Below are 21,857 nucleotides of genomic sequence, written 5' to 3'. Positions count from 1 at the left end.
ATCAGTAGGTCCCGGGTTCGATTCCTGGTGCCGGCACCATACAAAACAAAGCCCCTGCAGAAATGCAGGGGCTTTGTTGTTTCTGGAGTTTGAGGATGCTCTTGCCGCCATGGGAGAAGCTTGTGCGCCGAACTTCAACACTGCGCGCTCCCCCTCAGTCGGAGCGCAACGCAAACAGCGATTGAAAAATAGATCGGTCACCTTTTCTTTTACAGCAGCGTGCCTAGAACTATCCAAATGCTAAGAGTCCAGTCTCCTGCAGAGCTTCAAACCTGACTGATCTCAAACACAAACGAAATCCTGCGCTGGCTCGCACTCCACACATAACGCAGATGCTTGCCCTGCTTGGGAATCGATACCGCCGGCGGCCGGAACGCGGCGACACATTCATGGCCCGGCAAGCGGACGCTGTTGTACAACAGACCCCAGGATTCAGACTCGCGCAGTTGTCGGGCAAATGCTTGAGATGGGGCATAGGCCTGCGGATCGGGTTGATGCAAATCGGGAAAGTCGTGGCGAACATCATGTAGCGGCTTAACTACGCGATTGACGTAAGTACGCATGGTTAGCTCAAGGTCAGCCTCGTTGGTGGCTGCAAGGAAACGCTCCTGGTGATAACAGGTTTCGGAGATGGCGGCCGCTTGGCTACTCGCGGCGTAATAAACACCGAAGGTTCCGTCACAAAAGCGGCTGGTTTTACCGATGTGGGTAAACGCGGCCATTACCGGAGTCGAGCCAGGGCCGGAGATTCGATCTTCGGGACGCACGCGGGCGAGGACGCCGGCCTGTTCGATCAGGCGATCATTGGTCAGCGCCTCGATGGCGTAGGCGACGTCCAGATCCTCGGGGTCGAGCACATCTTCAAACAACGCAATCGGCGGGAAGCTGCTGTTGACGATCCGATAGGCCTTGGGCCATTGCGGCTCGGCCAGCGGCGGGGCATTCATCCGCGCACCCCGTCGAGGTAACGACGTACATCGGCGATATCGACCACCCTCCCAGCCAGCATGTAATCCAGCGCCGTTCGGCCATTGAATGGCGCGGCAGAGTTTGGGCTACTGACCCACGTATAAGCACGTTCACGGCTGTTACTGAAGATGATGCTCAACGCTTTGTGAATGCCCATCAGGTACGAGATACGCTCCAGCGTGTCGTGCGGCAGGCGAACGTTCGGTGGCAGATGTTTGTACTTGTAGAACGTGGTGTTGCCGACGCCTCCCAGCAACGTGCGCTGCTGTTCGGCGTTGCAACCCCAGCGCTCCATGAGGTTGAAGAAGAACTTCAGCGCAACACGCCCGGCTTCCGGGACGTCGAGTTGCTCACGCGGATTGAGAGTTGGGGATGAGGTAGGCACGGCCGCCTCCATTGCTGAATGACATGCTCTAAAGCCTAGTACATATACGGACATTTGGTTTCTTTTAATCCGTAAATGAATAATTTTGTTCCTTTGATCACCTCCAGAAAAAAGCAACGAATTGTTATTCCAAGTCAGTATTTTTTGACTTTCATCACCCCCACGTCACCAAAAACCCCGATCCTGTGTCAGCCTCCAGCCATCGGCGGGGACATCAATTCGCTACTAAATCCGCGACAACTATGCTCAGGTACAGGAATATAGCCAGCATATGGCGCCGGACCGGCAGTTTCGTACACAACAATACCCAGCCCACTTCAGAGGGCATTACCCATGGATAGCAGAACCTTACGCAACCTCATGCGCATCGTGCAGACCGGCTCGTTGTCGGCCGCAGCCGAGCACTCGTGCCTGACTGTGCAGGCGTTGGCCGCGCAGTTGAACAAGGTCGAAGAGCAGTTCGGTTTCCGCTTGTTTCGTCGTTCCAACAAAGGTCTGACGCTGACGCCGCAAGGCACTGAGCTGACGCCGTATATGGACAAGGTGCTGATCGCCACGCGACAGATGGAAGAAAAAGTCGAGGCGCTGAAGGTGCCGGGCCAGCGCACGTTGAAGGTCGCACTGAACAACACGCTGTCGTCCGACTTCAACAGGCGAATGATCGGACGCCTGATTGAGGTGTTTTCCGACTACCAGATGGAATTCAGCTACGCCGAGTCGATGGAAAACCTCAGCAAACTGAAAAACGAGGATTTTGATCTCGCGGTACTGATCGGCCCGCAACGCCCGGGTTTGCCGAGCATCGTTCTGCCGGATGTGCAGGTTCAGGTGGTCGGCGCGCATTGCGGCCAGGAAAACGACCCGCTGACGTTGCTGGGCAACAAGTTTCAGGTGCGCCCCGCAGAAGACTGCCCGTATTCCCACAGCTTTTTGCGTTTTCTCGACGCAGGCCTGGGCAATCACGAAAACGGCCAGCGCATGGTTTATTCCTGCAGCGAAACCCTGACGCTGTCACTCATCACACAGATGGACGCGGTCGGCATGGTGTCTCGCGAGGCCGCGCAAAGGAACGGCCTGACGATTTTCCCCGGCTTCGAGGATTTCCTCGAAGTTCGCCTGGCGGTGAACAATCCGGAGTTGTCGAACCAAGCCTTGAACGATGTCGTCGACCTGCCGCTACATGAACGAGCCGAGCGCAATGTACGCAGCCGTCCCAACCGCCACACTGAGAAAGAGGTTTTTGCTGAAATACGCACATAACAAAGTCGGAATGGCTGCATAAAATTCCGGGCGATCGAGCTGTATGTGCTGATCCTTGATCAACAAGGGAGTCAGGCTGATCGCAGCGACGATCGCCACCGGCAAGTACTCCAGCGCCCGCGCCACGAATGGCGGCCAGTGCTCGGTATTCACTTGCAGGGGCAAGGCGCGTGGCAGGAAGGTCACGGCCATCATCAGCGCGACCACCAGAATCAGGAACGTTTGGTCAGGCATACACCCACTCCGCAGCCCACAAACGTGGCGATGAAAACGTTGAACGGCGAACTGCCGACCAGGCTCAAAGCCCCCATGCACAGCACGGCAGCGCCGGCCGCAATCAGCTTGTTACGGGTGTTGCACAGCGACACCAGCACGTAGAGCATCATCGCGGTCAGTGCGTAATCGAGCTGATATTTGATCAGGTGCGCCGCGTACTGTGCGCAGACGGCTCCCAGCAAACCGCCAAGCACCCACGACGTGTGGCAGAACAGGTTGAAGCCAATCAGATAGCGCACATTGACCGGCGCACCGGTGCCGAGCTTTACGCTATGGAAAGCAAAGGACTCATCGGTCAGGCCACCGGCGTAAGCCCAGCGCTCCATGCGGCTCAAACCGAGGGCGCGCAAAGCCTTGGCCATGTACACCGACATCAACATGTGCCGCGCATTGATCAGGAACGTGGTCAACACGATGGTCGTCAGCGACGCACCGCTGGAAATCAGCGCCAGCGCAGCGAATTGCGAGGCGCCGGCATACACGAACAAGCACATCGCCACCGGCAGCCACATTGGCAGCCCGGCATTGACGGCCATCAGTCCGAACACGAATGACACGGTGAAATACCCGGCCACCACCGGACTGGCTTCGGCAAACGTGCGCGACGGCTGATGGTTGACCATCAGCGGCGCACTGCCGGACGTTTCATTCATAGATCCCTCTCAAATGTCCGTTCGCCATGAGGCTCGCAAAAACCCTGGGCAGCCCAGAATCGTTTGCCCGCGAGGTTAGCATCGTCGACGAACAGAAACATCCGCAGCACACCGACCCGTTTCATGTCGGACGAGGCGGCCTCCACCAAGCGCTGGCCGACGCCCTGGCTGCGATAGCGCGGACTGACGGCCAGATGATTGATTGTCCCGCGGCTTCCAAGCATGCCGCCCAGCACCGCGCCGACGATTTCGCCGGCGACGTCAAACGCGAGATAGGCCGTGGTGGTTTTCTGGATCAGTACGCCGCGCAGGCACTTGGCGTCTTGCCATTCGCAGAACGACACTTCGTCGAACTGGCGAAAAAAGCGCTCCATGCGCTGCGCATCCTTGGCCGTGGCGCGACGCAGCACCACCGGCGTCGAGCACTCGACGCCGTCGATTGGGGTGATCTGATTAGCGAACAATGTCGAAAGCGGTCCCGGGCCGCGAGAAAGAGATCGCCAGAATCTGCCGGTATGCCATGGCATGGGTGTGCGTGTTGCGCGCCGGGGTTACGTAGTGGCGCATGTCGCGATCGAGGAAGTACGTGGTGTCGAGGATTTCCTGGTAGGTGGTCGACGCCAGTTGATGCTCGTGGATGTCGTACAAACGACTCTCGGCACCCTCGACATTGTTGCGTCCCCAGAAGTGCACGCCACTGAACGGATATCCGTCGCAGTGAATCCCTTCCGGCGTTATTTCCAGCTGTTTGCCGGGTTTGATTTCGATGCGGATCTGATGGATCTGGCACTGCCAGATTTCATCGTGCAGCTCTTCTGGCAACACGCTTTTGTACACTTCGAAATCGGTATCGATCAGGCTGCGCATGACGGGCGATTCGATGACTTCATCGGAGAAGTCCTGGAAGTGCCGCACCAGGCCGCCCACATAAGCGTTGTTCTCTTTGGACTGCACGTACGCGCGATGCTCGAGTTGCTTGAGCTCGCGGGTCTTTGGGTTGTACTCAAAGTCGCTGTAACGACGGTAACGCATGCCGGCTTCGGCCTGACCGTAGTAACTGTCAGGCTCCATGTTTTCCCAACTTTTGGTCAGTCTGACGAAGTCGGCGAAATGACCGTAGAGATTGAAGTCACCACCCTGGACGTTGACATATTTGTCGCGCCGTAGCGATTCGCCCACTTCTCTGTTCAAAACGATCATTACCAAATTCTCCGCTGCATTGAGCGGCCTAATTTATTAGGTGGAGAATTTGCGTCCATGAGAAAGAATTTCAGGCATTTAAAGCCCTGTTTGAAACGGCGTTTGAAGCCACTTGAAAACAACTTTTACATGACAAAAACACGGGTTTTTTCCGGTTTCCGCGTAAAAACCGTCGAAAAAAAACCCCGAGCAAGTCGGGGTTTTTTTATTGAGTTTTACACTCGACCGATCATCAGAAGATGTTGATCGGGTAGTCCACGAACACGCGCAGCTCGTTGCCGCCGACGTTGTACTCGCTGGATTTCTGCGAAACACGCAGGATCGAGCTGCGCAGTTTCACGCTCAGGTCTTTGGCCGGGCCACTTTGCACGACGTACTTGAACTGGTTGAAGATCTCGCGCTCGGTGCCGCCTTCGCTGGTGGACGTGGTGATGTTGTCGCCACGTACGTAAGCGAAGTTGTAGCTCAGACCCGGAACACCGAAAGCGCCGAAGTCCAGGCCGTAGCCCAACTGCCAGCTGCGCTCGTCTTCAGCGTTGAAGTCCGACCAGTAGGAGTTGGCCAGGTAGATGGTGTTGCCGCCATCACCAACACGCTGTTGATCTTTCTGATAGCCGCCGTAGGCGTAGCCCAGGTTGCTGTCGCCGGTGGAGCGCTGGTGCGCCACGGTGAACGAGTGCGGGCCAGTGGCGAATGTTGCTGCCAGGCTCCAGATCTTGTTGTCCTGACCGGTTACGATGCTCTTGCCAGGCACAGTGTTTTCGCGAACGTACGAGCTGTCCAGCTTGGTGCGGTAGCCGTTGAAGTCCAGGGTCAGCGACTGATCCTTGTTGAACGGCAACACGTAGTTGGCGTTCACGTACTGTTTCTTCAATACGTCTTCGACGTCGGAAGCGTACAACGCACCCTTGAAGTTTTCAGTGAACTGGTAGCTGCCGCCCAACACGTTGATCGACTTCAGACCACCGCTGTCACGGCCTTCATCGCTCTTGCGCGATTCAGCGGTGAAGCGACCGGCGTTCAGCTCCAGGCCTTTGATCTCTTTGGAAGTGATCAAAGTACCAGTGTAACTTTCCGGCAGCAGACGCGAGTTGTCGTAGTTCAGCACCGGCAGGGCCGGCATCTGGTCACCGTAGGTCAGCACGGTGTTGGAGAAACGGAATTTGACTGCCGCGCCGCCCTTGGCCAGGTCGTCAGCCGGGTTGCCATTGTTGTCTTGCTTGAAGAAGTCAATACCACCGGCGCCGCTGCGGCCCTTGCCGCCGTCCAGACGCAGTGCGTACAGACCGAAAGCATCAACACCGACACCAATGGTGCCCTGGGTGAAACCGGACGAGAACGTACCGATGGCCGCCTGGCCCCATTCGGCCTTGTCCTTGTTTCCGTCTTTGTAGTCACGATTGATGTAGGCGTTGCGCAGCAGCACTTTGAGGCTGCTGTCTTCAACAAAACCCTTGGATTCGGCCTGGTCGTTAGCCATGGCCTGAGTGGCGCTCAACATCCCCAATGCGATCAGACTGATCCGCTTGTTCAACATTTTGTTTTCCTTATTACGGGTTGAAACGCGCTGTGTCGAACGGCTGAAACGGCGCTTATTGCACTCTTGTATTCACCCCGAAACAAAAAGGCCCGCCCAGACAATGTCATGGCGGGCCTGCTCCTTATTTTGAGTCATGGCGGTTAGCCACAGGCGTTGGGCCGAATCGTAGCCGCGCCCTGAACAATGTGTCAATTTCAAGAATCGTCTTTAAATAGGTAAAAATCGTCTAAGAAACGCAAATTTTGCGCTGAGTCCTTGCTCGGAAACGCGTGCAGCCAGTGAATCCAGTACTTCTCACGCGCAGCCATCGAGGCCGCAGACTGCCGACGACTCACCCGCATGATCGGCACCGTTGGCCTTCCTCAACCAAGCGGCGAAGACCTCTGGTTTACCGAGCCAAGGCGACAGATCGATCAAGGTGAATTGACCGTGCTGCTCAAGTGCCAACGTAGGAAATCCCCGCCCGCCAAGTCGCGCCAACAGGGCACGGCTGGCTTTTATATGGTGTTCGGTGTCGGCGGATTTGAACGCAGCGTGAAAGGTGTCGCGTGCATATCCTGACTGTGTGGCGAGATCGATCAGCACCGACTCGTCGGCAATCCGCCGGCCTTCCACATAATGTGCAGTCTGCAAACGCCCGAGCATCTGCAGGCCACGAGCATCGATAGCCTCTGCCGCCAGGACGGCGGCGATTGGTGGGGTCGAGTCGAATACCGCCGTGTGATCGCGCAGCAGGCCTTCGAAATAGGCTTCGCCAAACGGCTGACCGGTGTATTCGGCAATTCGCCGGTCGTGGGGCATGACGTAGTCGCGCAGTTGCGCCGACACAGGCTGACGATTGGCGCCACTCATCATGCCGCCGGCATGAGCCATCACAGGCAGCACTTGCTGGGCAGCCTGCACCAGCGGTTTCGCGCCGTAGCACCAGCCACAGAGCGGGTCGTAAATGTAGTGAAGGATCATCAGAAAACTCCGGCGCAAAGGTGGGAAAAATCAATGCCGGCAGACTAGACCTTCAGCCTTTTGGGAAAAACGCCGGTCTGGTTTCCAGTCTGTTTCGCGAATCGGTCGAATGACCAGGATTCGATCTGTATCAAACTCGACATAAATTGAAACAATAGAAACAAGGAACTTCTCAGGAATAATTAACGAGAGTAAATGCAAAGCATTACCATTCGCGCGCTCGAATTCTTCTCACTTTTCGGATGCGCTTTTCAATGCCTGCCCCGTTCCGTCTCACGCCCGTCACCCTTGGCCTTTCTGCTTTTCTGTCCAGCGGTTTTGCCTACGCGGCAACCGAGTTGCCTGCCACCGCCATCAGCGCCGAAACCCAAGCCGATGACCCGCGTGTCAAAGTCAGCAACACCGCCACCCGCACCTCGACGCCAGTCCGTTACGTGCCGCAGGCCATCGATTCGATCAAGACGTCGAACGTCGCCAATTACGGCACCAATGATATCGGCGATGCCTTGAGCGGCATGCCCAACGTCAGCAGCAGCGCCGACACCCGTTTCGACAGCCTGCGTATCCGCGGCTTCGATGCGAGCAATGACTTCTACCTGGACGGTATTCGCGACGACAGCCAGTACAAACGCGACCTGCACAACATCGAGCGTGTAGAAGTGCTCAAAGGCCCGGCCGCCGTCCTGTACGGCCGAGGCAGCCAGGGAGGGATCGTCAACCGCGTGAGCAAGGCGCCGGAGGCCGGTCGCCGTTCGACCATTGAGGCCCAGGCCGGCAGCGAAGATTTGCGCAGCCTTTACGCTGACCTCAGTACCGACCCGAGCGACAACATAAGCCTGCGCCTGAACATGGGCAACATGGATGAAAACAGCTTCCGCGACGGCGTCAGCGGCAATCGCCAACTGTTCGCGCCATCGATGAGCTGGCAACTGACTCCCGACCTCAACTGGCTGGTGCAATACGAATACAGCCGCTATAACCGCACGCCGGATCGCGGCATTCCAGGCGTCAACGGACGCCCCGCCGATGTCGGTCGCGACACGACCTACGGCAACGATCACGATTTCATCGACGACAAATCGCAATCGCTGCGTTCGAAGCTAACTTATGAGCTCAACGACAACTGGCAGTTGCGCCAGACCCTGGGTGTGTTCAAGCTCGACAGCGATTTCGACAACACTTATCTGACCGGTTTCGACGCCAGGACCAACAAGGTCACGCGCCAGCACTGGCAACAGGATCTGACCACCCGCAACGTTTACAACAACGTCGAGCTGGAAGGCGGTTTCGACACGTTTGGTCTGGAACATCGTCTGCTGACCGGTATCGAGATCGGCAGTCAGCGCCGCGATCCAACGCTGTACAACGCCGCCACCGGCAAGACGCCGGGCGCGCAACCGGTGCCGTCGCTGGATCTGTTCAACCCCGACCGCGACCTGCGCCACACCGGCGCCATGCAGGTTTCCAGCAGCAGCCACACCGAGGTCGAAAGCCGCGCGGTGTACGTGCAGGATCAGTTGCGCCTGAACGATCAATGGCAAGTGCTCGCCGGCCTGCGTTACGACACTTTCGATATCGAGTCGACCAACAAACTCAAAGACATTTCCGAAGATCGCGACAGCCACAGCACCAGCCCGCGCGTGGGCCTGGTATGGACGCCGCTGCAGAACCATTCGTTCTACGCCTCGTGGTCGAAAACCTTCTCGCCGGTGGGCGGTGGCCTGATCGGCATCACGCCGGGCGCGGCCGGTAACACCAACGACCTCAGTCCGGAGCTGACCAAGCAGAAAGAAATCGGCGTGAAAAGCGACTGGCTCGATGATCGCCTGAGCACCACGCTGGCGATCTACGACCTGGAACTCTACAACCGTCGCACCACCGATCCGAATGACCCGACCCTGACCATCATGACCGGCGTTCAACGCTCTCGCGGTGTCGAGCTGACCGCCACCGGCAACATCGTTGGCAACTGGTACGTACGCGGTGGCGTCGGCATGCAGGATGCGAAGATTGAAAAGGACAACAACGGTCTGGAAGGCAAACGCATCAACAACGTCGCCAAGCACAACGGCAGCCTGTTCCTGACCTGGAAACCGGAAATGGGCTGGTACGGTGAAACCGGCCTGACACTGGTCGGCCAGCGCTATGCCGACAACGCCAACAACGTGACTTTGCCCGGCTATGGCCGCTGGGACGCGCTCGTCGGTTACCGCTTGAAGGACTGGGATTTGCGCGCAGCGCTGAACAACATCACCGATCGCGAGTACTACGCCTCGGCGACCAGCCAGTATCAAATCCAGCCAGGCGCACCGCGCAGCGTCGTGATGACCGGCACCTACAGCTTCTGATCACCGCAAAAACCTGTAGGAGAGGGCTTGCTCCCGAATGCAGTGAGTCAGTAACGATGTAGTCGACTGACCTGACGCCTTCGAGAGCAAGCCCCCTCCCACATTTCAGTGGTCACACTGGTTTTGTGTCACGCATAAAAAAGCGCCGCCATCCCGGCAGCGCTTTTACCAATCCCTGTTGTTCTTCTTATCCTTCCATTACAGCCCACAACGCTTCCAGTTCTGCCTCGCTGAACAGGCCAGCGGGGTAACGCTCGATCATCATCCGGCGCGGATCAGGTTCCCTGATCTGACGCGTTCCATTGGACTTCAACCAGTGCGCGACAATCTGGAGCGATTCGCCGTTTACGGCCATGGGATGCAAAGTCCGCTCGTTGATCACGTTCACTTCGGCGTTCATTTAAGCGCTCTCTCCCCGTTCGTGAGCGGCTACGTTATCCAAGGTATATGACAGAACTGTTGAAGTTCTCCCCCCTCCCTAGTGCACGGGTGATGAATACAAGAGCTATGCCAATGTTTCTCTGTTGTCGACAAGCGGATACAAACAAGCCCGCAGTCCAACCGGGCTGCGGGCTTGTTTGTATGCTTAGCGAGCTAATCGTTGCCCGGCCGATTTATTAATCAACTCAAGCTGTTACGACTCAACTCACTCTTTGTGCGGCGCTGGCTGCTGCTGGGTAAGGCAGTGGATATTGCCGCCGCCCAGTAACAGTTCGCGGCCCGGGACCATCACCACTTCGTGCTGCGGGAACAGCTTCTGCAGGATTTCACGGGCCGGCGCGTCCATCGGATCGTCGAAGCTCGGAGCGATGATGCCGCCATTGACGATCAGGAAGTTCACGTAGGAACCGGCCAGACGCACAGACGGATTGCGCTCCTGCGTGCCGTCCACCGGATCGACGCCGGCGCACTCTTCCTCGGTGGCGAACAGCGGCCCCGGAATCGGCATTTTGTGCACTGTGAACGGGCGACCCGTGGCGTCGGTGCTGCTTTCCAGCACTTTCATCGCCGCCTGGCAGCGCGGGTAGTTCGGATCCTGTGGATCATCGGTCCACGCCAGCAGCACTTCGCCCGGACGCACGTAGCAGCAGAAGTTATCCACATGGCCGTCGGTTTCGTCGTTGAACAGACCGTCCGGCAACCAGATGATTTTATCCACAGCCAGATTGGCGCTGAGCACGGCTTCAATTTCTTCGCGGCCCAGGTGCGGGTTGCGATTGCGGTTGAGCAGGCATTCTTCGGTGGTGATCAGCGTGCCTTCGCCGTCGACGTGAATCGAACCGCCCTCAAGCACGAAACCTTCGGTGCGATAACGCGGGCTGCGCTCGATTTCGAGAATCTTGCCACCGACCTGGGAATCACGATTCCACGGCGAATACAGGCCGCCATCGAAACCGCCCCAGGCATTGAAATCCCAGTTCACACCGCGCACTTCGCCGGAGTTGTTGATCACGAACGTCGGACCACTGTCGCGTACCCAGGCGTCATCGCTGGACATCTCGACCACGCGGATATTCGGCACATCCAGACGCGCACGGGCGTTTTCGTACTGGCCGGCGGAGACAGCCACAGTAACAGGCTCGAAGCGCGCGATGGCTTTAGCCACCGCCACGTGTGCGGCCTGCGCCGGTTTGCCACCCAGACGCCAGTTGTCCGGGCGCTCGGGCCAGATCATCCAGGTCTGCGTCTGCGGCGCCCACTCGGCCGGCATGTAGAAACCATCGGCGCGTGGGGTACTTTTCAAAGTGGTCATTGGAATCAGCACTCCTGGGGAACCGTCAAAAGGTTTGCAAAGCGATGGCGACTTTATAACCGATAAATATCGTCATTTGAAACTTAAAAAATGCATTCCATCTAAAAACATCCGGTTAAAACCGATACAAATCGAATTAAAGGCCGATATTCCGTGGAAAGCCGGGTGCTTCCACGGAATCATGATTACAGGCCTTCTTCGAGCACCCGCTCCAGCATGTCGACAAAGAAATCCACGCTCTGCCGCGAGGTCACCATTGGCGGTTTGATTTTGAGGATGTTCAGATCATCACCCGTCGGCTGCATGAAAATCCCCAGCTCGCGCAAGCGATCGCACAGCAACATCGTTTCCTCGGTCGCCGGCTCCAGCGTCGCGCGATTGCGGATCAGCTCCAGCCCCAGATAGAACCCGGAACCATGCACCGCGCCGACCAGCGGATGTTTATCGATCAACGCCTCCAGCCGTGCTTTGAAATGGCCACCGACCACCTGTGCGTTTTCCCAGAGTTTTTCTTCTTCCATGACGTCCAGCACCGCCATGCCGATCTGGCAACTGACAGGACTGCCGCCGGCCGACGAGAAGAAATAGCCCTCGGCCTCCAGTGCTTCGGCGATCTCCCGGCGCGTGATCACTGCACCCAGCGGCTGTCCGTTGCCCATACCCTTGGCCATGGTGATGATGTCCGGCACCACGCCCTGATCTTCAAAGCCCCAGAAGAAACGGCCCATGCGCCCGTAGCCGACCTGCACTTCGTCGGCGATACACACGCCGCCCTGCGCACGCACCCGCGCGTAGACCTGTTGCAGATACCCTGGCGGCAACGAGATGCCACCGGCATTGCCGTACACCGGTTCGCAGATGAACCCGGCCAACTGGCGCTTCTGCTCGGCGAGTTTTTGCAGATGATGCTCAACGCTGCGCACGTAATCCGGCGCGCAATCCTGACCACGGAACTCACCGCGATACATGTTCGGCGCTGTCACGGGATGCACCCAGTCCGGGCGACTTTCCAGAGCTTTCGGGTTGTCGGCAATCGATGTCGATACCGCATCGGCACCGACCGTCCAGCCGTGATAGGCCTCGAGTACGCTGACCATGTCGCGACCACCGCTGTAGGCCCACGCCAGACGAATCGCCAGGTCATTGGCCTCACTGCCGCTGTTGACCAGAAACACCCGATCCATGCCTTCCGGCGCCAGTTTGAGCAGCCGTTCGGAAAACTCGGCCACCGCTGCATAGTTGAAGCGTGAATTGGTGTTGAGCAGCGACCATTGCCGGGCCGCTACCGCCGCCATGCGCGGATGACCGTGACCGAGCACCGCGACGTTGTTGAGCATGTCGAGGTAGGAGCGGCCCTGCATGTCGATCAGGTGATTGCGCCAGCCGCGCTCGATACGCGGCGGATCCACGTAATAGTGTTTTTGTGTGCGGGCGAAACTGGCGTCGCGGCGTTCGAGCAGGGTTTTCGCGTCCAGCTCCGGCTCGGCATCACAGGCCAGCCCCAGTAAAGCCGCCGGCGATGGGCACAACGCCTGCCACGCCGGCACGCGGGAAGGCGCGCAAAATAGCGGTGGATTCAATTGCGTGCCTCTGCACAACTGCACTTGCAACGCTCCACTGACCGCGCCCAGCACCTGACCTTTGAGCAACGCCGCACCGGTTGGCAACGATGGCGTCACGCCCCACAGACGAACGCAGAGTGACTCGCCCTCCAGTTGCAGCGCGCCGTCCGCTGCCTGATGCAGTACACCGGCAAACGGCGCCTCGACGACCGTGCTGCTCGGGAGCCGCAATTCGACGTGCAACGCAAAGGTGTCGGGCTCCACCGGACTGTCGACACGGGTTTGCGACAAACGGTACTGACCATAGCGGCTCGCCGCCAGGCCATGGGCGACAGCTGCCTCATTCAACAGGCGCTGATCGATACCTTCCTGCTCCCAGTTGCCCGCTTCGAAATGCGGGCTCAGAACACCCAGATCGATCAAGGCAAACTCGCGCCCGAGCAACCCGGGCAACAAGGGCGCGAAGCCGTCGCTCTCGATCACCGGCAGGGTCTGCCCCACTGCTGTGAGAATCGCCGCTTCCATCAATGCCTGCGGCACCGACGTGGCAACCCGGAAAATTTCCCACTCGTGAACCAGGTTGTCGCGGCTGTAGGCATTGCCCGGATCGATGCTGACCTGCTGCTCGCCACTAAGCACCAGCACCGCCGCCCGCGCGACGATCAACGGCCACAACGCCTGCAGTTCTTCGCGCTGCAGCGGATTGACGGCGTGGTAAGCCTGCACTGCCGGCAGGATGACAAACGGATCGCCAGCGGCATGATGCAGCAACGCCGCACACGTCACCGACAGATCAGTAATGCGCCAGGTACGCACCAGATCGCCAAAGTCGATCACCCCTTGCAACTGCCAGTGCCGCTGAGCGTCCCGCGCCCATACGGCGTTGTCATCGGTGATGTCCATGTGGATCGCCTGCACTGGCAGTTTGTCCTGCAGCGGTAGCAAACGCTGCTCGGCCTGTTCGGCGGCGTCGGCAAGCAGTTCGCGCTGCTGCGCGTCCTTGATCACCGGTAACAAATGGCCGATCAATGCACTGGCGTGACGCGCATCCCACTGCAATGTGCGCTCAAGCCCCGGGTGGTCGAAACCGGACAGTGCCAGATCCATCTCGCCGCACAATCGGCCGAATCTCGCCACGACTTGATCTCCAAGATGATCGAGATGGGTCAACGGCTGACCTTCGATGTACTCCAGAAGACGCACATGCACCGCTTCGCCGCCGGCTTCCAGCGACAACAAGTCCTGACCGTTGTTGGCGACAATCACTCGCGGCACATGGACGGTCGAGTGCTCGGCGAGAAATTTCAGGCCCGCGTGCTGGGCCTGCAGTTCCACCAGGGCATAGTCGCCACGGCAGATCTTCAATACAAATCGCCCGCGAGCGCTGTCGACACGGTAATTGAGATCCTGCTGACTGCCGAGCGCCTGCAACGTGCCGCTGAGCCCGTAATGTTCTGCCAGCCATTGCCGGGCCTGCTCTTCGGAAACCTGCGGGCTGGGCAAACTGGCGCGATGGATCAACGTGGCGAGCGGCATGAAACGACCCCTGAAATTTTATTAGGCGCTTATATCGCCATTGCTTCAGAGGATGCGCAACCCCCACACGACAATTGCGGCGAGTCCTGGTATTTCTACCGGCCCCCTCGCACCCGTCAGCACTTTGCGCAAGAATGTCGCCCATTCACACCTGCCCAGGAAATCCTCATGAATGTAATCACCACCGACTTGCCCGGTGTTCTGATCATCGAACCGAAGGTGTTTGGTGACGAGCGCGGGTTCTTTTACGAAAGTTTCAATGCCAAGGCCTTTCACGACGCGACTGGCTTGGATACCCAATTCGTTCAGGACAACCACTCGCGTTCGCAAAAAGGCGTGCTGCGTGGGCTGCATTACCAACTGCAAAACACCCAGGGCAAACTGGTTCGCGTCACCGTTGGCGAAGTGCTGGACGTGGCCGTGGACATCCGCCGCAGCTCACCGCATTTCGGTAAGTCGGTGGCCGTGCGCCTGTCGGCGGAAAACCACCGTCAGCTGTGGGTGCCGGAAGGTTTTGCCCACGGTTTCGTGGTGCTGAGTGAGTTCGCCGAATTCCTCTACAAGACCACCAACTACTACGACCCGTCGTCCGAACGCAGCATTCGCTGGGACGACCCGGCTTTGGGCATCGACTGGCAGCTGGACGAAGCGCCGAAGCTGTCGGCCAAGGATCAGGCAGCAGCGCTGCTCAAGGACGCTGACGTCTTCGCCTGAGCCTAGGCATAATGCGCCTGTCACCCCAGGCGCATCCGGCCCATGAAACCAACCCTTCCCCGCAGACCCCGCTGGCGCAGCCTTGCGCTGCTGGCCCTGTGTCTCGCGCCGCTACTGTGGCCGCTGGAACATCTCGCCGAGCGTTATTACCGCAGCGAACTGGCCGGCCAGAACCGCCAGACCCTCGACCTGTACGTCGCCAACCTGCTCGGCACCCTGCACCGCTACGAAATGTTGCCGCAAATCCTTGGCGACCTGCCGGCCCTGCGCGCGGTCCTGGGGGCTCCGGACGATGGTGTCACCCAGGGCAATGCCAATCGTCTGCTGAAAAATATCGCGGCGCAGACCGGCGCCGAAGTCATGTATCTGATGGACACCAGTGGTCAAACGCTGGCAGCGTCGAACTGGGACAAACACGACAGTTTCGTCGGGCGCAATTTCTCGTTTCGCCCGTATTTCAGCGAAGCCATGGCCGGGCGTCTCGGGCGCTTTTTCGGTCTCGGCACGACCTCGGCCAAACGCGGTTACTTCTTCGCCGCCGCCGTGCGCAACGGCGAAAAAATCATCGGCGTGCTGGTGATCAAAGTCGATCTGGATCACACCGAAAGTCTGTGGGGCAAAACCCCGGAACAACTGCTGGTAACCGACCACAACGGCGTGGTCATCCTGACGTCGCGCCCGGAATGGCGTTTTCGCTCGACCCGCGTGCTGAGCGACAGCGAACGCGCCGCCATCACAGCGATCCAGCCCTATCCGACCCGCGAACCGCGACCGCTCAATCTCGGCGCAAACGCCTGGCTGACACAGACCCACGACATCGCCGAAACCGGCTGGAGCGTCAGCATCCTCGCCCCGCGCACGCTGATTGATCGCCCGGTGCGCACCGTCGTCGCCATCGGTGGCGCCACGTTGCTGGTGTTGATGCTGTTGCTCGGCCTGATGATGCAGCGCCGTCGGCATTATCTGGAGCGCATCGATTTTGAAGCCAAGGCGCGTCGCGAACTCGAAGGTCGGGTCGCCGAACGTACCAGCGATCTTGAAGGCCTCAACCGTCGCCTGAAACAGGAAGTGCTGGAACGCGAACAGGCGCAGCAGGAACTGGTGCGCGCCCAGGATGACCTGGTGCAGGCCGGCAAACTGTCGGCGCTGGGCACCATGTCGGCGAGCATCAGCCACGAACTCAATCAACCGCTGGCAGCGATCCGCAGCTACGCCGAAAACGCCGAAGTGCTGCTCGATCATCAGCGCACCGACGATGCCCGCGGCAACCTCAAACTGATCAGCGAACTGACCGGGCGCATGGCCTCGATCATCGCCCATCTGCGCGCCTTCGCCCGCCGCGACCGGCACGCCCCCGAAAGCGTCGCGCTGCAACCGGCGCTGGACGATGCGCTGGCACTGCTGGCCAAACGTCGCCGCAGCATGGAGGTCGAGCTGATCCGCGACTTGCCTGCCGCCACGCTGTGGGTCGAGGCCGGCGAAACCCGCCTGCGCCAGGTGCTCGGCAACCTGCTGGCCAACGCCCTCGACGCTCTTACCGAAAAAGGCCCGCCGCGCAAACTGTGGCTGAGTGCCGAATCCACCGGCGAAGGCGTCAACCTGTACATTCGCGACAACGGCCCGGGGTTCTGCATGGAAGCCCTCGGCCGCGCCAGCGAGCCGTTTTACACCACCAAGACCCGCACGCAGGGTCTGGGGCTGGGGCTGGCAATCTGTGAAACGCTGATGCGCGCCTTCGGGGGTGAACTATCGTTCGCCAACCACAAGCAGGGCGGCGCCTTGATTACCCTGCGGCTGCGCGCCGGTGCGCCCGGGGTCAGCCTGCAACCGTCCGAGGACCGAAGTGCATGACCATCGACAATCGCATTCAGGTGGTGTTGATCGACGACGACCCGCACCTGCGTCAGGCCCTCGGCCAGACGCTGGATCTGGCCGGCCTGAAGATCCTTGCGCTATCAGAAGCCAAAGGCCTGGCCGGGCAACTGGAGCGCGACTGGCCGGGCGTGGTGGTGAGCGACATCCGCATGCCGGGCATGGACGGACTCGAATTGCTCAGCGAATTGCACGCGCAGGATCCGGAGCTGCCGGTGCTGCTGATTACTGGTCACGGCGATGTGCCGCTGGCGGTGCAGGCCATGCGCGCCGGTGCCTATGACTTCCTCGAAAAGCCCTTCGCCAGCGACGCGCTGCTCGACAGCGTGCGCCGCGCCCTGGCCCTGCGCCGCCTGGTGCTGGACAACCGCAGCCTGCGGCTGGCCTTGAGTGATCGCAACGAACTGAGCACACGTCTGGTCGGCCATTCGACGCCGATGCTGCGTTTGCGTGAACAGATCGGCGCGTTGGCGGCGACCAAGGCTGACGTACTGATCCTCGGCGAAACCGGCGCCGGCAAAGAAGTCGTCGCCCGCGCGCTGCACGACTTGTCGAGCCGCCGTAACGGTCCGTTCGTGGCGATCAACGCCGGCGCACTGGCCGAGTCAGTGGTGGAAAGTGAGCTGTTCGGTCATGAGCCAGGCGCATTCACTGGCGCGCAAAAACGCCGGATCGGCAAATTCGAATTCGCCAACGGTGGCACACTGTTTCTCGATGAAATCGAAAGTATGAGCCTGGATGTGCAGGTCAAACTGCTGCGCATGCTGCAAGAACGCGTGGTCGAACGCCTGGGCGGAAATCAACTGATCCCGCTGGACATCCGGGTCATCGCCGCGACCAAGGAAGATTTACGTCAGGCTGCCGATCAGGGTCGCTTCCGCGCCGACTTGTACTACCGCCTCAACGTTGCGCCGTTGCGCATTCCGCCGCTGCGCGAGCGCGGCGAAGACGTGTTGGTGCTGTTCCAGCATTACGCCGATGAAGCCAGCGCCCGCCACGGTTTGCCGCCCCACGAACTGCAACCGGCGCAACGCGCCTTGCTGTTGCGCCACACCTGGCCCGGCAACGTGCGCGAACTGCAAAACGCCGCCGAGCGTTTTGCGCTGGGCCTGGAACTGGCGCTGGATAACAGCGAAGGCAACGGCGCCGCTGGCTCTAAAATCGAAACGGTCAGCGGCGGCCTCAGCGAACAAGTGGAAAACTTCGAGAAGTCGTTGATTGCCGCCGAACTGGCGCGCTCACACAGCTCCGTGCGCAGCCTCGCCGAAGCGCTGGGCATTCCGCGCAAAACCTTGCACGACAAATTGCGCAAACATGGCCTCAACTTCGGCGACAGCAGCCATGGGGAAGAGAACGAATGACCGATCACAGGCAATATCTGGAGTCCGTTCTCCATCACGACATTCCCCTGACCCGGGACATGGGTCTGACCGTGCTCGACTGGCGTGAGCAGCAGTTGAGTCTGCTTCTGCCGCTGGAGCCCAACGTCAACCACAAGAGCACCATGTTCGGCGGCAGTCTCTATTGCGGCGCTGTACTCGCCGGTTGGGGCTGGTTGCATTTGCGCTTGAAAGAAGAGGGCATTACTGACGGGCACATCGTGATTCAGGAAGGACAGATCAGTTATCCACTGCCGGTGACAGGAAATGCCACAGCGATTTGCCCGGCGCCGAGCGCGGCGGAGTGGAAGAAGTTTCTGGCGATGTATCAGCGATATGGACGGGCACGGCTGACGCTGAATACGCGGATTGTGAATGCGGGCAGTGATGAGGATGCAGTGAGGTTTAGCGGGCAGTACGTTTTGCACCGCTGAAGACCAAGAGCCCCTCACCCTAACCCTCTCCCGGGGGGAGAGGGGACTAATTGGGAGATGCTTCAGATAAACACCGACCTGAGAGAGCTTTATTGAATCCGTAATCGACTCGGTCTTTCAGGTCGATGTAAAACGTCAGACACTTCGGTCAGCTCCCTCTCCTAGGGGAGAGGGCTGGGGTGAGGGGCATTCTGGATCAGGCCACTTACCCTCGGGCCAACTCCAACAACCTCGCCCGCCACGCCGCCTTCGCCGGCAACGCCAGAAAGAACGCGTTCAGCAGCGATTCCCGCGCCGGGTAACAGAACGCTTCGCCCTGCAAATCCAGCACTTCACCGCCCGCGCCTTCCAGCACACCTTGCGCCGCTGCCGTGTCCCACTGCGAAGTCGGTGCCAGTCGCGGATAGCAATCCGCCGCACCTTCAGCCAACAGGCAAAACTTCAACGAACTACCGATGTTCGCCAGTTGCAGCTCGCCCAGACTCGCACTCAACCCGGCCAGCAGACGTTCCTGCTCGGGGCTGGAGTGCCGACGGCTGGCGACCACGGTGAACGCCTCACCCGGGCCTGGCACGTCACGCACTTGAATCGAAACCAGCGAGCCGCCCTTGTCGCAACGCCAGGCACCGAGCCCGCTACCACCGACATAGAAGCGACCACTGGTCGGCATCGACACCACGCCAAACACCACACGACCGTTTTCGATCAGCGCGATGTTGACCGTGAACTCTTCGCTGCCGCTGATGAACTCCTTGGTGCCATCCAGCGGATCCACCAGCCACCAGCGCTGCCAGCCAGCACGCACGCTTTGTGGAATGTTGGCGTCCTCTTCGGACAGAATCGGAATGCTCGGATCGAGCGTCGTCAGTCCGGCAACTATCAAGTGATGGGCCGCGAGGTCGGCGGCAGTCACCGGCGAATCGTCGGACTTGGCAGTGACTTCAACACCGGCGCGCCAGAACGGCAAAATCGCCTCGCCCGCTCGCAACGCCAGTTCAACCACCGGAGCCATCAATGGATGTGGGAAGTTCATCAAATGCTCACTCATAACTGAAAACACCGCGCTGGCTGAGCAGGTCGCGAGTCAAATAAAGCGCCGCCAGGGCGCGACCTTCGGAAAACTGCGGATTCAGCGCCAGCGCCGACAACTCGCGCAGATTGACCTTGTCGACCCGCATCGGCTCGGGCTCGTCACCCTCCAGACGCTCTTCGTACAGATCGGTGGCCAACACCACCTGAATCTTCTGACTCATGTAACCGGGCGACAGCGACAGCTCGGTCAGATGCTCCAGTTGCCGTGCGCCGAAACCGGCTTCTTCCTTGAGCTCACGCTCGGCCGCCGCCAGCACATCCTCACCCGGCTCGATCAGGCCTTTGGGCAAGGACAACTCGTATTCGTCAGTGCCGCCGCAATACTCCTCGACCAGCACTGCATGCTCGGCATCAAGCATCGCCACAATCATCACCGCGCCGTAGCCTGCACCTTTGCCGACCAGTCGCTCGTAAGTGCGCTCCACGCCATTGGAAAAACGCAGCTTCAGTTCTTCGACGCAAAACAGACGACTGGTGGCGACGATTTCGCGGGCGAGTACGGTGGGTTTCTGGCGCATGCAAAGCTCCTTGGCGTGAACGCGCTACTATAACGCGGCTTTCCCGATTGTTTGTGTCGGATATCTTTCTACCGTTTGAGACGTTGCCATGCCTTCATTACCGTGGTCCGACATTGATACCGTTCTGCTCGACATGGACGGCACGCTGCTGGACCTGCACTTCGACAACCATTTCTGGCTGGAACACCTGCCCCGGCGTTACGCCGAACTGCACGGGGTCAGCCCGGCGATGGCCGAGATGGAGTTGCAGCCGCTGTTCGAGCGCCATGCCGGACAATTGCAGTGGTATTGCCTGGATTTCTGGAGTGCCGAGCTCAAGCTGTCAGTACGAGACCTGAAACAGGAAACCGCCCATCTGATTGCCCTGCGCCCGGACGCCGATACGTTTTTGGATGCGATCAAACGCGCCGGCAAACGGGTGATCATGATCACCAACGCGCACCGCGATTCGTTGTCATTGAAGCTGGAACGGATTGAACTGGCACCGTATTTCGAACGGCTGATCAGCTCGCATGATTACGGTTTCCCAAAGGAGAACCCGCAATTCTGGGATGCCCTGCAAGCGGATATCGATTTTGATCCGGCACGCAGCCTGTTTATCGACGACACCCTGCCGATTCTGCGCAGCGCACGGGATTTTGGCGTGGCGCATTTGTTGGCAGTGAAAGAGCCGGACAGCCGCAAAGGGCAGAAGGACACAGCCGAGTTTGCGGCGGTTGAGGATTATCGCGACCTGATCCGCGGTCTTTGAAGATCCATTGTGGCGAGGGGATTTATCCCCGTTGGGTCGCGTAGCGGCCCCACGTTTTTTGCGACTGCTGCGCAGCCGANNTCCCCTCGCCACAGGGGTTATTGATTACTCGGGAATACGCAACGTCTGCCCCGGATAGATCTTGTTCACATCCTTGAGCATCGGCTTGTTCGCCTCGAAGATCTTGTTGTATTGGTTGGCGTTGCCATACACCGCCAGAGAAATCGCACTAAGGGTGTCGCCCTTTTTCACCACAACAAAACGTGCGGCAGCCACCACCGGCCCGGTCACCGTGATCTGATCATCAACACTGCCCACACCTTCAATATTGCCGACGGCCAGCAGAATTTTTTCTTTCTCTTCCTGACTCGCCACCTCACCGGTCACCGTGACTTTGTCGCCATCCACCGTCGCCTGCACATTCGGATTGCCCAGCCCGACCTTGCTGATGTGTTCCTTCAATTGCTCGCTGGCATTGGCGTTGCCCGGGGTTAGCAGATCGATCAGCTTTTCACCGGCTTCTTTCACAAAGCTCAAAAGACTCATGGCGCACACTCCTTGATTTGGGTTCCAGACGTCCAAGCCTAGACCACCCCGAACAAACCCGGTTCCTGGCCGACCAATGACCCCACCCCCGACCAGACGGTAGAAT

General features: G+C 59.2%; 21 protein-coding genes. 7 read left to right on the top strand and 14 right to left on the bottom strand.

Annotated elements, in window-relative coordinates; translation table 11 throughout:
- Nucleotides 1–266: 266 nt before the first annotated feature.
- Nucleotides 267–947 (bottom strand): RES family NAD+ phosphorylase, encoded by a 681-nt coding sequence (locus F2P67_RS05660; RefSeq protein ID WP_166218423.1) that lies wholly within the window; start codon nt 945–947, stop codon nt 267–269.
- On the bottom strand, nt 944–1,354 hold the full coding sequence (locus tag F2P67_RS05655) for an antitoxin Xre-like helix-turn-helix domain-containing protein (protein ID WP_166218421.1): 411 nt from the start codon (nt 1,352–1,354) through the stop codon (nt 944–946). The genes F2P67_RS05660 and F2P67_RS05655 overlap by 4 nt, the downstream gene beginning before the upstream one ends.
- Before the next feature lie 333 nt (nt 1,355–1,687).
- On the opposite strand from F2P67_RS05655, the gene F2P67_RS05650 reads away from it, so the two are divergent.
- Nucleotides 1,688–2,614 carry a LysR family transcriptional regulator gene (locus F2P67_RS05650; protein WP_166218419.1) on the top strand — a complete coding sequence of 309 codons (927 nt, stop codon included), beginning with the start codon at nt 1,688–1,690 and terminating at the stop codon, nt 2,612–2,614.
- Here the strand turns inward: F2P67_RS05650 and F2P67_RS05645 are convergent.
- The 6 genes from F2P67_RS05645 to F2P67_RS05620 all read right to left on the bottom strand — a co-directional run bounded on the left by F2P67_RS05645 (nt 2,531) and on the right by F2P67_RS05620 (nt 7,246).
- Entirely contained in the window at nt 2,531–2,848 is a 318-nt protein-coding gene (locus tag F2P67_RS05645) for an AzlD domain-containing protein (RefSeq protein ID WP_007952614.1), read from the bottom strand. The two genes, F2P67_RS05650 and F2P67_RS05645, sit on opposite strands and share 84 nt — an antisense overlap.
- Nucleotides 2,827–3,543: an AzlC family ABC transporter permease gene (locus F2P67_RS05640; RefSeq protein ID WP_166218417.1), complete on the bottom strand. Its 717-nt coding sequence runs from the start codon at nt 3,541–3,543 to the stop codon at nt 2,827–2,829. Before F2P67_RS05640 ends, F2P67_RS05645 begins: the two co-directional genes overlap by 22 nt.
- On the bottom strand, nt 3,540–3,917 hold the full coding sequence (locus tag F2P67_RS05635) for a GNAT family N-acetyltransferase (protein ID WP_016986309.1): 378 nt from the start codon (nt 3,915–3,917) through the stop codon (nt 3,540–3,542). The genes F2P67_RS05640 and F2P67_RS05635 overlap by 4 nt, the downstream gene beginning before the upstream one ends.
- Nucleotides 3,918–3,996: 79 nt before the next feature.
- Complete coding sequence (locus F2P67_RS05630) at nt 3,997–4,743, bottom strand: 2OG-Fe dioxygenase family protein (RefSeq protein WP_166218415.1); 747 nt, start codon at nt 4,741–4,743, stop codon at nt 3,997–3,999.
- 232 nt (nt 4,744–4,975) lie between these two features.
- Nucleotides 4,976–6,280, bottom strand: coding sequence for an OprD family porin (locus F2P67_RS05625; RefSeq protein WP_166218413.1), 1,305 nt, complete (start codon nt 6,278–6,280; stop codon nt 4,976–4,978).
- A 297-nt stretch (nt 6,281–6,577) separates the two neighbouring features.
- Nucleotides 6,578–7,246, bottom strand: coding sequence for a DsbA family protein (locus tag F2P67_RS05620; RefSeq protein ID WP_166218411.1), 669 nt, complete (start codon nt 7,244–7,246; stop codon nt 6,578–6,580).
- A 254-nt stretch (nt 7,247–7,500) separates the two neighbouring features.
- Between F2P67_RS05620 and F2P67_RS05615 the strand changes: the two genes are divergently transcribed.
- Entirely contained in the window at nt 7,501–9,594 is a 2,094-nt protein-coding gene (locus tag F2P67_RS05615) for a TonB-dependent receptor (RefSeq protein WP_166218409.1), read from the top strand.
- A gap of 187 nt (nt 9,595–9,781) precedes the next feature.
- Here the strand turns inward: F2P67_RS05615 and F2P67_RS05610 are convergent, their stop codons facing one another.
- The 3 genes from F2P67_RS05610 to F2P67_RS05600 all read right to left on the bottom strand — a co-directional run bounded on the left by F2P67_RS05610 (nt 9,782) and on the right by F2P67_RS05600 (nt 14,445).
- Nucleotides 9,782–9,994 (bottom strand): hypothetical protein, encoded by a 213-nt coding sequence (locus tag F2P67_RS05610; protein WP_166218407.1) that lies wholly within the window; start codon nt 9,992–9,994, stop codon nt 9,782–9,784.
- Between the two features lie 246 nt (nt 9,995–10,240).
- The gene (aguA, locus tag F2P67_RS05605; RefSeq protein WP_166218405.1) at nt 10,241–11,347 is read right to left on the bottom strand and encodes an agmatine deiminase; all 1,107 of its coding nucleotides are present in this window, start codon (nt 11,345–11,347) and stop codon (nt 10,241–10,243) included.
- A gap of 185 nt (nt 11,348–11,532) precedes the next feature.
- Nucleotides 11,533–14,445: an aminotransferase gene (locus F2P67_RS05600; RefSeq protein WP_166218403.1), complete on the bottom strand. Its 2,913-nt coding sequence runs from the start codon at nt 14,443–14,445 to the stop codon at nt 11,533–11,535.
- A gap of 168 nt (nt 14,446–14,613) precedes the next feature.
- On the opposite strand from F2P67_RS05600, the gene rfbC reads away from it, so the two are divergent.
- From rfbC to F2P67_RS05580, 4 genes are read left to right on the top strand one after another with little or no spacing between them, the layout of a single operon-like run.
- Nucleotides 14,614–15,159 (top strand): dTDP-4-dehydrorhamnose 3,5-epimerase, encoded by a 546-nt coding sequence (gene rfbC, locus F2P67_RS05595; protein WP_166218401.1) that lies wholly within the window; start codon nt 14,614–14,616, stop codon nt 15,157–15,159.
- A 42-nt stretch (nt 15,160–15,201) separates the two neighbouring features.
- Complete coding sequence (locus F2P67_RS05590; RefSeq protein ID WP_166218399.1) at nt 15,202–17,010, top strand: sensor histidine kinase; 1,809 nt, start codon at nt 15,202–15,204, stop codon at nt 17,008–17,010.
- The gene (locus F2P67_RS05585) at nt 17,007–18,392 is read left to right on the top strand and encodes a sigma-54-dependent transcriptional regulator (RefSeq protein WP_166218397.1); all 1,386 of its coding nucleotides are present in this window, start codon (nt 17,007–17,009) and stop codon (nt 18,390–18,392) included. Before F2P67_RS05590 ends, F2P67_RS05585 begins: the two co-directional genes overlap by 4 nt.
- The gene (locus tag F2P67_RS05580; protein WP_166218395.1) at nt 18,389–18,844 is read left to right on the top strand and encodes a YiiD C-terminal domain-containing protein; all 456 of its coding nucleotides are present in this window, start codon (nt 18,389–18,391) and stop codon (nt 18,842–18,844) included. The genes F2P67_RS05585 and F2P67_RS05580 overlap by 4 nt, the downstream gene beginning before the upstream one ends.
- A 205-nt stretch (nt 18,845–19,049) precedes the next feature.
- Here F2P67_RS05580 and cysQ read toward each other — a convergent pair whose 3' ends face one another.
- Nucleotides 19,050–19,877 carry a 3'(2'),5'-bisphosphate nucleotidase CysQ gene (gene cysQ / locus F2P67_RS05575; RefSeq protein ID WP_166218393.1) on the bottom strand — a complete coding sequence of 276 codons (828 nt, stop codon included), beginning with the start codon at nt 19,875–19,877 and terminating at the stop codon, nt 19,050–19,052.
- A gap of 7 nt (nt 19,878–19,884) precedes the next feature.
- Nucleotides 19,885–20,454 (bottom strand): ADP compounds hydrolase NudE, encoded by a 570-nt coding sequence (nudE, locus tag F2P67_RS05570; protein ID WP_095190590.1) that lies wholly within the window; start codon nt 20,452–20,454, stop codon nt 19,885–19,887.
- An 88-nt stretch (nt 20,455–20,542) separates the two neighbouring features.
- Here nudE and yrfG point away from each other — a divergent pair, with 88 nt between their 5' ends.
- Nucleotides 20,543–21,205, top strand: a complete 663-nt coding sequence (gene yrfG / locus F2P67_RS05565) for a GMP/IMP nucleotidase (protein WP_166218390.1) — start codon at nt 20,543–20,545, stop codon at nt 21,203–21,205.
- 105 nt (nt 21,206–21,310) lie between these two features.
- Here yrfG and lysM read toward each other — a convergent pair whose 3' ends face one another.
- Nucleotides 21,311–21,751, bottom strand: coding sequence for a peptidoglycan-binding protein LysM (lysM, locus tag F2P67_RS05560; protein ID WP_027611221.1), 441 nt, complete (start codon nt 21,749–21,751; stop codon nt 21,311–21,313).
- Nucleotides 21,752–21,857 lie beyond the last annotated feature (106 nt).

It is taken from the genome of Pseudomonas atagonensis (assembly GCF_011369485.1).
Classification (GTDB): Bacteria; Pseudomonadota; Gammaproteobacteria; order Pseudomonadales; family Pseudomonadaceae; genus Aquipseudomonas; species Aquipseudomonas atagonensis.
Note: the sequence above shows the minus strand (reverse complement) of the source record. Positions and strands in the feature narration are given on the sequence as shown.